Origin of the sequence: Aeromonas sp. ZOR0002, assembly GCF_963866995.1 — a bacterium.
In the GTDB taxonomy this organism is placed as follows: domain Bacteria; phylum Pseudomonadota; class Gammaproteobacteria; order Enterobacterales; family Aeromonadaceae; genus Aeromonas; species Aeromonas caviae.
On sequence record NZ_CAWMFQ010000159.1, the window covers coordinates 1 to 10468 of the forward strand.

General features: G+C 55.4%; 9 protein-coding genes. 4 read left to right on the forward strand and 5 right to left on the reverse strand.

The genetic code is table 11. The features are described 5' to 3' along the window. Positions 1 to 712 precede the first annotated feature (712 nt). From AACR77_RS09475 to AACR77_RS09490, 4 genes are all read left to right on the forward strand, one after another. Complete coding sequence (locus AACR77_RS09475; RefSeq protein ID WP_042878187.1) at positions 713 to 1060, forward strand: hypothetical protein; 348 nt, start codon at positions 713 to 715, stop codon at positions 1058 to 1060. Positions 1061 to 1207: 147 nt separating this feature from the next. Next, complete coding sequence (locus tag AACR77_RS09480) at positions 1208 to 2146, forward strand: alpha/beta hydrolase family protein (protein WP_042878190.1); 939 nt, start codon at positions 1208 to 1210, stop codon at positions 2144 to 2146. A 376-nt stretch (positions 2147 to 2522) separates the two neighbouring features. Further along, positions 2523 to 3491, forward strand: a complete 969-nt coding sequence (locus AACR77_RS09485; protein WP_081999294.1) for a hypothetical protein — start codon at positions 2523 to 2525, stop codon at positions 3489 to 3491. 2 nt (positions 3492 to 3493) lie between these two features. After that, positions 3494 to 3880: a hypothetical protein gene (locus AACR77_RS09490; protein ID WP_139739474.1), complete on the forward strand. Its 387-nt coding sequence runs from the start codon at positions 3494 to 3496 to the stop codon at positions 3878 to 3880. Between the two features lie 390 nt (positions 3881 to 4270). On the opposite strand, the gene cysC is transcribed toward AACR77_RS09490, so the two are convergent. From cysC to cysG, 5 genes are all read right to left on the reverse strand, one after another. Further along, positions 4271 to 4861, reverse strand: coding sequence for an adenylyl-sulfate kinase (gene cysC / locus AACR77_RS09495; protein ID WP_042878191.1), 591 nt, complete (start codon positions 4859 to 4861; stop codon positions 4271 to 4273). 346 nt (positions 4862 to 5207) lie between these two features. Next, on the reverse strand, positions 5208 to 6932 hold the full coding sequence (locus AACR77_RS09500) for an SLC13 family permease (protein WP_042016322.1): 1725 nt from the start codon (positions 6930 to 6932) through the stop codon (positions 5208 to 5210). Between the two features lie 4 nt (positions 6933 to 6936). Next, positions 6937 to 8364: a sulfate adenylyltransferase subunit CysN gene (gene cysN, locus AACR77_RS09505; protein ID WP_042878193.1), complete on the reverse strand. Its 1428-nt coding sequence runs from the start codon at positions 8362 to 8364 to the stop codon at positions 6937 to 6939. Between the two features lie 24 nt (positions 8365 to 8388). Further along, positions 8389 to 9357 (reverse strand): sulfate adenylyltransferase subunit CysD, encoded by a 969-nt coding sequence (gene cysD, locus AACR77_RS09510; RefSeq protein WP_052224733.1) that lies wholly within the window; start codon positions 9355 to 9357, stop codon positions 8389 to 8391. A 104-nt stretch (positions 9358 to 9461) separates the two neighbouring features. Continuing rightward, positions 9462 to 10468: siroheme synthase CysG (gene cysG / locus AACR77_RS09515; RefSeq protein ID WP_042878195.1), on the reverse strand; the 1007-nt coding region annotated here is incomplete at its 5' end.

The window sequence follows — 10468 nt, forward strand, 5'->3', positions numbered from 1 at the left end:
GCGGGAAGCGGGAAGCGGGAAGCGGGAAGCGGGAAGCGGGAAAGCGTCGGCCTTGAGATTCCTCTTATCCAACCTGCCGCAGGCCCCCGCAGCCCCCACCCTCCAATTTATTGATCTTGCCCGAGAAATCGCCCGCACCCCCTTCCCTAACCAGCTCCGTTCGGTAACATGGCAATCGGGATCACCTCTTGTCGGAGTCAGCCATGAACCAGACCGGAGCCACAGGGAAAGCGCAGCAGGCTGGAGGCTGAAATTCAGGGGCGGTAGCGTGTTTTTTGCCGGTTGGTGCAGAGCGCAGCGGCGCCCAACAGACGAGCATGGTCACATGAACCAGAGTGGGATAAAGATGGATGGGGTCGAACGGTAACTAAAAATAGGTGATGCAACCAAAGTCAGACTGGACTTCCAGCCACGTTGTATTGTTCCTGATGAGGTTGATGTCCCTCTCGGTTTTGGCGTTGAAATTCTATTTTCTGCTGCACACATGATCGATATTGAACGACCACCTCAAGAGTATATTGATTGGCAATGAGACCAAAATCCAGAGGGAACCTGGTCGAGAAACGGATGCATAATCGATGTGCCAAGAGAAACTGTCATCGCTCGGTGTTTTCAGTTCCATTGACCTAAATGGTTATTTTTGTTGCCGCAGAGTTTAGCGGTTATATGTTATCAGCCCCTTGATGGGCATTACTATTCACAAGGACGTGTCATGAAAAAATCCTCTATTGGTGCTGTTTTTTTACTTAGTTCAAGTGCGTTAGCCAACCCATATAAAAGTGAATTTGTTGAGGTGGCATTTCAAATACAAGAAGGCAAGAATACATTTCAACTGGTCTGTCAACCCAAGCTCACCATGGGGGAGCTGCCCAAAAACTGGGTTGATACGTGCAATCAGATTGGCAAGAAGTTTTTGGAGTTGGCTGTCGAAAGCGGAATAAAGGTCGACCCCATTGACAACGCGTTTGGTTTGGCTGGTGAACTTGCTCAAAAAATGTCGAGTGACTTGCCAGAGAATGTTGTCCCCACACAAATTATTAGCCGTGAATTTGGTGGTTAATCGCTGATAACAAGGCGCGAGTACCAATAAAAGCCGGGCTGGGGCGATTTTCACTACGCCTCCTCAGCCCTTTTTTTCCATTCAAGAGGAATGAAGGTTTCAACACTGATTAACGTACTGCCTCTATCATGACTATCAGGAAACAAGATGCAAGTCCGCACAATATTTTTACTCTTGCTCATGTTGACCTGCTCGATAAGCGCAACAGAGATCATGACTCGCACAGCGAGCAGGGATGATGGTTCGCCTATCTCCTATTATCTTGTCCAACATGCCCATGACACAGATACACTGCTGTTGATCCTGCAAGGCTCTGATTGCAATAGTGTGTTGAAAATAGAGCCCATACTCACCGAGTATAAAAATGTTTGGCCAGAAGCTGATGTGTTGCTAATCGAAAAGTACGGCATCAATCGCAAATTAAAATACAGTAAAGATGCCGAACGCAAGGACTGCCCTGCTCAGTACCTTGAAAAGGACAATCCTGCGCAGCGAGTCGCGGATCTCAACACTGTGCTCGATATCGTTCGAAAAGACGGGCAATACAAAAAGCTCATCCTATTGGGCGGCAGTGAAGGGGCCGTTATCGCCAACCGGGTGAGCGCAGATATTGACTCTATCGATGCCACCATCGCCTTTAATGGTGGTGGCCGCTGGTTTATCGATGACGTCTCACACAGTATCGCTGTCAAACATAACAACCCCGATGAGGCGAGAAAAGAGATCGACGATTTCAAAGGGTTTGCCGAGCATGTTCTTAACAGCAAACCCTTTGAGCTTGACGTGAGTGGACACGGTTATCATTGGTGGCAGCAGATGCTCTCCATCGATCAGCTTGATATCCTTAAAAAGGTAAAGTCTCCTTTGCTGATCGTGCAGGGGGGAATGGATACTTCGGTATCACCGCAAAAAACAGATGAGTTGGTGCAGCGCCTTAAAGCACTCGGGAAGAACAATATCGAGTATCGGCGTTACGAAGCACTGGATCATGGGTTGAAAGACAGCGACGGGAAAAGCCTGCGCAAAGAGGTCATCAGCGATATAAATATTTGGTTAAGGTCCAAGCTAGATAATCCTACCAATTAATGCAGCAACAACTGATTGAAGCGGGGCTTAGCAGGCTGAAGGCTGGAGTTCAGGGGCGGTAGCGTGGTTTTTGCAGGTTGGCGCAATGCGTAGCGAAGCCCAACAGATGAGCATGATCACCTCAACCAGAGTGGGATAAAGATGGATTGAGTCGATCGGTAAAACACGTTTTCCGATAAATTTCACGGTAAACGTTGGGCTTCACTTCGTTCAGCACCAAGCTACGATTGTTAACCCAACATGCGAAATGGTAATGGATTTATTTAAAATTTACTTTTCATAACTGTTATCAGGACTGAACTGAGTTATATGGAGAATGGTACTAATGTGTTCATACAGCCCTTCATATAATCACAGCCACCCAACAAGGATTCATATGAAAATAAAGCTAACTTTAAAAAGCATTGCATTAGAAAAACTCAATAGAGTATTAAATCCAAACTTCGAAACCAAGTTTATTTGGATATTACTTGTTACTGGAATATCTTTAATAGGATATCAACGAGCAATTCAACTTGCCTCTGGCATCGAGGTTATTTCATCTGAGTGGCACGTGAAGTTATCATTAAGCTCTGGAACGGACACATTTTTTGTTTTTATAGGGTTTATTCTAGTGTTAATTTCTTGTTGGCTATTTTATTTAAAACATCACCACCACAATACCAATGAATCTATATCTTATAAAAATTTAAGAAAGGCTGCCTCTGCGATCAGGCCATTACTAGATGAAAATAGACGTATATTTATGACTTTTGGCCCAAACTCAGGCTCTGGTAATACTGAAGAGTTGCATGATGACATGACACTTTGGGAAGAGTTAAAAAGAACTAAAATAGTTACAAATAACGAAAAAATTAATAATATCCTAGATTCAGTATCTGAGTTTGACCGGAGCGAACAAGTTATAGTCTTTGATATTAAATCTCACATTGAAGCCTTTAGAAAACATTGTGAAAACCCTAGCTTTGATTATTCAAAAAACCAATTTCCTCAATCATTTGCTGATTTGATTTTTTCCTACTGCTCAAAAAAACATAATAATATTGAAAGGTATACCTGCTGGCTACGCAATGAAACGCTGACCGAGAGAAGTAGAATTAATAACATTCTACTTTTTGGTAGCGCCTTGTATGGCGAAGAGAAAATAGATGTCGACATCATCATTAAAACCAATGACTCTACAATAGATAAAATAAAGTCATTCTCTACCTATGTGACTGAGCTAAAAAATAAATTCAAAAGAGATTTCAGTTTAACACTTCATGTTACAGTTTTTTCTGAACTAGAAGTGAAGTCTTACAACGAATTTATGAAAAAAATTCATTCAACTAAAGAGGTGATTTAAGCATGGGGCGAAATCTACACTATACTATTCCCCGTTTTTTACAAAACGCTTTGGATAATCATACAAAAGTTCTAGATTGGCAGAGAATTGATCATCCTCATAATGATAATGACTTTATCTATAGGATCCAACGTACCGATGGACTCTCGGACATAGTCCTACATGCGGCTGATGAATACAGGTACTCACTTACAAACTACTTTCAAAAACCAGAGCAAATAAGGAGAGGTGCTTTTATTCTTATCGCAAGGCCTGACGGTGGCTATGCCGACGAGGTCGTTGATATTGCTAGGCAAGACGAAATCAGTATAGGTAAGTTTGGTGCACTGATGGGAGCGTTATATAGAGAGGATCATTGGAATTATATTCCAAAAGAACGCAGAGAATAGGACTAAAAATACCCCCCAGCAGGCTTGAATTGCACAGCGTATTCGGACAATCGCGAATAACCCCGCCACGACATAAGCAAGGATCGGAAGAGCCCCTAGCGGGATTGATATCGGCTGCCTTGGGGTGGCTCAAGGCTCACTGGTGCCACTATAAGCTGGATTTATGGGTTTTCCGCTGATGACCCAATTTTTGCTTATAGTGGCTGCTTCCAGCACACAAACGCTTGTTATGGCCCACTGACCGGCCGCCGGGCGCTTGTTATATGTTCTTCCGATCCAATGACAGGCAGGCGAGGCGGGTACAGAGGGCCTTGTGCCCTTGCTGCCCGGGTGATTACCCGGTTGCTGGACAACAATCCGGCTCCCTTTATTAGACGGCGCAACCAACAACTACAGGTAGTTCCCCTGCCGCAAGGCGGTCAGCAACTCATCCACCAGCGCTTCCACCGGCTTGCCGGCATTCAGCAGATGGATCTCCGGCTGTTCGGGCGCCTCGTAGGCAGAATCGATACCGGTAAAATTGCGAATTTCCCCCGCCCGCGCCTTTTTGTAGAGCCCTTTGGGGTCACGCTCTTCACACACGCTAAGGGGCGCATCCACAAACACCTCGACAAATTCCCCTTCACCCACAAGATTGCGCACCAGTTGCCGCTCGGCACGGAACGGCGAGATAAAGGCGGTGAGGACGATCAGGCCCGCATCCACCATCAGTTTTGCCACTTCGCCGACCCGGCGGATATTCTCCTGGCGGGCGGCGTCATCGAAGCCGAGATCGCCACAGAGGCCGTGGCGCACATTGTCCCCATCCAGCAGATAGGTGTGCTTGCCCGAGGCGGCCAGCGCCTGCTCCAGCGCCCCCGCCAGGGTGGACTTGCCCGCCCCGGAGAGCCCGGTGAACCAGATCACCAGGGGCTTTTGCCCCTTCTGCTCGGCCCGGCTCTGTTTGTCGACGGCATGGGCATGCCACACGATATTGCTCATCCAACACTCCTTGATTGGCGCTCACGCCTCAAAACTTAAACTGTCCGGCACCACAGGGAGCCACCTCGGACTATCAGCCGACAACGTGCTGATGCCATGGCATTGCTCACCCAACACTCCTTGATTGGCGCTCACGCCGCAATACTGAAAACTGTCCGCTACCGCGGGGAGCCGCCTCGCGATGAGGCGGCAAGGTGCTGATGCCCTGAGATTGCGCATGCAACCCCCCCCTGATTGGCGCTCACGCCTGGATGCCAGTGCCCTGGCACTCCCCTGCATCATAAGCAGCCTTGATAAAAGCCGCGTTAACATAAGCAGCCCTTAACACATCCCCGGATATCAGACCTTAAAACGGAAACAGCAGGGGCACCATGACGATCACCCCAATGCTGTAGGCCAGGGAGACCGGCAGGGCCAGCTTGAGGTAATCCGGCATCTTGTAGTTGCCCGCCGCATAGACCATCAGGTTGGTCTGGTAGCCGTAGGGCAGGATAAAGCTGGAGCTCGCCCCGAACAGCACCGCCAGAATGAACGGCATGGTGGAGACATCCATGCTAAGCGCCAGCTGGAATCCCATGGGGAAGGCCAGGGCCGCCGCCGCGTTGTTGCTCATCAGCTCCGTCAACACCAGGGTAAACAGATAGATCCCCACGAAGGCGATAAAGGGACTGGCCCCGTTGAACTCCCCCATCAGCCAGTCGGCGATGAGCTTGGCCAGGCCGCTCTTCTCCAGCTGATCGGCGATGGCGAGCGCCCCGCCCACCACCAGCCAGATATCCAGGGGAAAGCGGCGGCGGATCTCGTCCAGGGTCAGGATGCGTGAAAACAGCAGCACCACCAGCATCACCAGCAGCCCCTTGAACAGCGGCACCAGATCGAGCACCGACAGGGTCAGCACCCCGAGGAACCCCGCCACCACGGCGGCGCTGCGCGTGGCATCGAGCCGGGTGGAGGCCTCCAGCCCGCTCACCACCACGAACTCCCGGGAGAGGGACTTGTTGCCCGCAAACTTGGGGCCTGGGGCCAGCAGCAAGGTGTCCCCTGCGTGCAGTTCAATCTGGCCGAGGCCGCCGGTGAGCTGGGTCTCGCCCCGGCGCACCGCCAGCACTACCGCATCGAAGTGGGTGCGAAACTCCGCATCCTTGATGGTCTGACCCACCAGGCGCGAGCTGTGGCTGACGATCACCTCCACCAGGTGCTGGCCGTTGAGACGGTGCTGGCCGTAGAGATCCAGCCCTTTGAGCTCCTGCAACACGCCGACGCTCTCCACGTCGCCGCAGAACAGCAGCATGTCCCCCTCGTGCAGCTCGTGTTCCGGCTGCACCGGGCAGATCACCTGGTTGCCCCGGATGATCTCGGCAAGATAGAGGCTTTTCAGGCTGCGCAGGCCGTTCTCCTTGACGCTGCGCCCGGCCATCGGCGAGCCGGGGCCCACCTTGGCCTCGAGAAAATAGCCGGATTCCCGGCTCATCTCGGTGTCCTGCTCCGGCAGGTGGCGGGCAAACAGCAGCACGGCGACCAGGCCGGTCAACAATGTGCCGGCTCCCACCATGAAGAAGTCGAACATGCCGAGCGGCTTGGCCCCCATCTTGATGAGGAAGCTGTTGACGATGAGGTTGGTGGAAGTGCCGATCAGGGTCAGCACGCCGCCAAAGGTCGCCGCGAAGCACATGGGCAACAGCAGCCGGGAGGGCGCATGGTTGGGGTTGCGCTTGACCGCCCCCAGCATGGACGCCACCACGGCGGTGTTGTTGACGAACGCCGACAAGAAGGCGGTGGAAAACCACACCTTCACCAGCACCTTGTTGAAGGAGCCGGTGCCCACCAGGTTGGCGAACCAGCTCATGACCCGGGTCTTCTCCACCGCCAAGGAGACCAGCAGCAACAACACCAGGGTCAGCAGGGCGCTGTTGGTGTAGCCCGCCACCACGGCGTTGATGTCCGCCAGGCCACTCAGGTAGGTGATGAGCACGGCGCCCGAGAAGAGCAGCGCCGGCCGGAGTTTGCCCTGGATCAGCAGGGCGACGAGGGCAGCCAGCAGACCCAGCACCAGGGATTGTTGCCAGGTCATGGGCTTACTCCTTGCCGGAATCGTTGCTGATGGTCAGCGCCTGCCAGTGGGGGAAGTGCTTGCGCACCAGGGCGTTGAGCTCCACTTCGAACTCGCTGTACTGCCCTGCCATCACCTTGGCCGCCAGCCCTTCCACTATCATGCCGGCACCGACGGTGACGTTGGTCAGCCGGTCGATGAGGATGAAGCTGCCGGTGTCGCGGATCTCCTTGTAGGGGTCGAACGCCACCGGGTCGGTCAGGCTGAATTCGCACAGGCCGATCTCGTTGAGCTTGAGTTCGGAGGCGGGCAGCTCGTCGAGCTTGTTGATCTCGATGCGGTGGCGGATGGCCTCCACCTGGCCGCGGCTCTTCTTGGTGGCAAGCTTGACGTCATAGACCCGGCCCGGTTGCAGGGACTCTTCCCCCATCCAGACGATGTGAGCCAGCACGTTCTGGGTCACCTGGGGCTTTTTCGCCGCATCCACCAGCAGGTCGCCCCGGCTGATGTCGATTTCGTCCGCGAAGGTGACCGTGATGGCCTGACCCGGCAGGGCGTACTCCAGATCCCCGTCGAAGGTGACGATGCGGGTCACCGTGCTCTCTTTGCCGGACGGCAGCACGGCAAGCTTGTCGCCCACCCGCAGGATGCCGGAGGCCAGGGTGCCCGCGAAGCCGCGAAAATCGAGGTTGGGGCGATTCACGTACTGCACCGGCAGGCGCACCGGGTGACGCTCCAGCTCGCGCTCCACTTCGGCGGACTCCAGCAAGGAGAGCAGGGTCTCGCCCTGATACCAGGCCAGCTTGTCGCTTGGGTTCACCACGTTGTCACCGTCCAGGGCCGAGACCGGCACGATGTGGATGGTGTCGACGCTGAGTTTCTTGGCGAATTCGCGGTACTCCAAGCTGATGCGCTCGAACACCTCCTGGCTGAACTCCACCAGGTCCATCTTGTTCACTGCCACCACGAACTGCTTGATGCCGAGCAGGCTCGCGATAAAGCTGTGGCGGCGGGTCTGATCCAGCACCCCCTTGCGGGCGTCGATCAGGATGATGGCCAGATCGCAGGTGGAGGCGCCGGTGGCCATGTTGCGGGTGTACTGCTCATGGCCCGGGGTGTCCGAGATGATGAATTTGCGCTTGGCGGTGGAGAAATAGCGGTAGGCCACGTCGATGGTGATGCCCTGCTCGCGCTCCGCCTGCAGGCCGTCCACCAGCAGGGCCAGGTCCAGCTTTTCGCCGGTGGTGCCGAGCTTCTGGCTGTCGGACTCCAGCGCCTTCAGTTGATCTTCATAGATCTGCTGGGAGTCGTGCAGCAGGCGGCCGATAAGGGTGCTCTTGCCGTCGTCCACGCTGCCGCAGGTGAGAAAACGCAGCAGGCTCTTGTGCTGCTGGGCGTGCAGGTAGGCTTCAATGCCCTGTTCGCTGATGGCGGTCTGAATGTGGTTGTTCATGTTGCGATTCCTTAGAACATTTTTTTAGAAATAGCCCTGACGCTTCTTCTGCTCCATGGAGCCGGCCTGATCGTGGTCGATGAGCCGCCCTTGCCGCTCACTCGAGGTGGTGATCAGCATCTCTTCGATGATCTCCGGCAGGGTGGTGGCATTGGATTCGATGGCCCCGGTCAGCGGGTAGCAGCCGAGGGTACGGAAGCGCACCAGCTCCTGCTTCACTTCGTCTTCCGGGCCGATGGGCATGCGATCGTCATCCACCATGATCTTGATACCGCCGCGATCCACCACGGGGCGCATGGCCGCGAAGTAGAGCGGGACTATGTCGATGTTCTCGAGATAGATGTATTGCCAGATGTCCAGCTCGGTCCAGTTGGAGAGCGGGAAGACACGGATGCTCTCCCCCTTGTTGACCTGGCTGTTGTAAACGCGCCACAGCTCCGGGCGCTGGTTCTTCGGATCCCAGCGGTGGGACTTGTCACGGAAGGAGTAGACGCGCTCCTTGGCACGGGATTTCTCCTCGTCGCGACGGGCACCACCGAAGGCGGCGTCGAAGCCGTATTTGTTGAGCGCCTGCTTGAGCCCCTCGGTCTTCATGATGTCGGTGTGCTTGCTGCTGCCGTGCACGAAGGGGTTGATGTCCATGGCCAGACCGTCCGGGTTCTTGTGGACGATGAGATCCAGCCCGAACTTTTTGGCGGTCTCGTCCCGGAACTTGATCATCTCCTTGAACTTCCAGTTGGTGTCCACGTGGAGCAGGGGGAAGGGGATCTTGCCCGGATAGAAGGCCTTGCGGGCCAGGTGCAGCATGACGGAGGAGTCCTTGCCGATGGAGTACATCATCACCGGGTTTTCAAATTCGGCGGCCACCTCGCGGATGATATGGATGCTCTCGGCTTCCAGTTGCTGCAGGTGAGTCAGTCGCTCGCGGGTGACACCTGCACGGATGCTCTGTGCATCGGATGGCTGCAGTTGGGTCAGTCTTTCACGGTCCATGTCTGGGTCCTCGGTTCATTGCTATCGCGCCTGCTCGGGGCGCGGTGTTGGTTCAGTTCGGTGCCGCCTTGGCCGCACCGTCAAATCGATTCGGGTCTCGCCTCTCAGGCCAGGCTCACCAGCTTGAGTTCGTGGCCGCTTTTTGCTTCCTGCCCTTGCCCCTGTTCGCCAAACCAGGCGAGTTGCTGGCGCAGGGCCACCACTTCACCGATGACGATAAGCGACGGGCTCACCGCCTGCTGGGCCAGTTCGGCCAGCTCCGCCAGGGTGCCGGTCAGCACCCGCTGACGGGCCGTGGTGCCCCGCTCGATGATGGCGATAGGGGTGGCGGCGCGTCGGCCATGGCTCACCAGTTGCTGCTGGATATGCTCGGAGCGCATCAGCCCCATGTAGATGACCAGGGTCTGGTTGGTGGCCGCAAGCTGCTGCCAGTCGGGCTCCTTGCCCTCCTTCTGGCAGTGGCCGGTGATGAAGACGGCGCTCTGGGCATGGTCGCGGTGGGTGAGCGGAATGCCCGCATAGGCGGTGGCACCGGCGGCGGCGGTGATGCCGGGCACCACGGAGAAGGGAATGCCCTCCTCGGCCAGCACTTCCAGCTCCTCGCCACCACGGCCGAACATGAAGGGATCCCCCCCTTTGAGGCGCACCACCCGGTTGCCCGCTTTGGCGTATTCCACCAGCAGGCGATTGGTCTCTTCCTGGGGCACGCTGTGGGCCCCCGCCTTCTTGCCGACCGACACCAGGGTGGCGTCGCGGCGCACCAGGTCCAGGATCTCGGGGGAGACCAGCTGGTCATAGAGCACCACTTCGGCCTGCTGGATCTGTTGCAGCGCCTTGAGGGTCAAGAGGCCAGGATCTCCCGGGCCCGCCCCCACCAGCACCACTTCCCCCACTTCGGTACGGGCCTTGTCCAGTCCCTCGTTCAGCCACTGCTCGGCCCCTTGCCAATCGGCTTTCTCAATCAGACCGGCCAGGGTGTTGGAGGCAAAGGCGCGCTCCCAGAAGCGGCGGCGATCGGAGAGGGAGGCCAGCACCTGCTTGGCCCGGCTGCGCACCCGGCCGGAGAGCTCCGCCAGACCGCCAAGATGGCGGGGCAGCAGGCTCTCGAGCC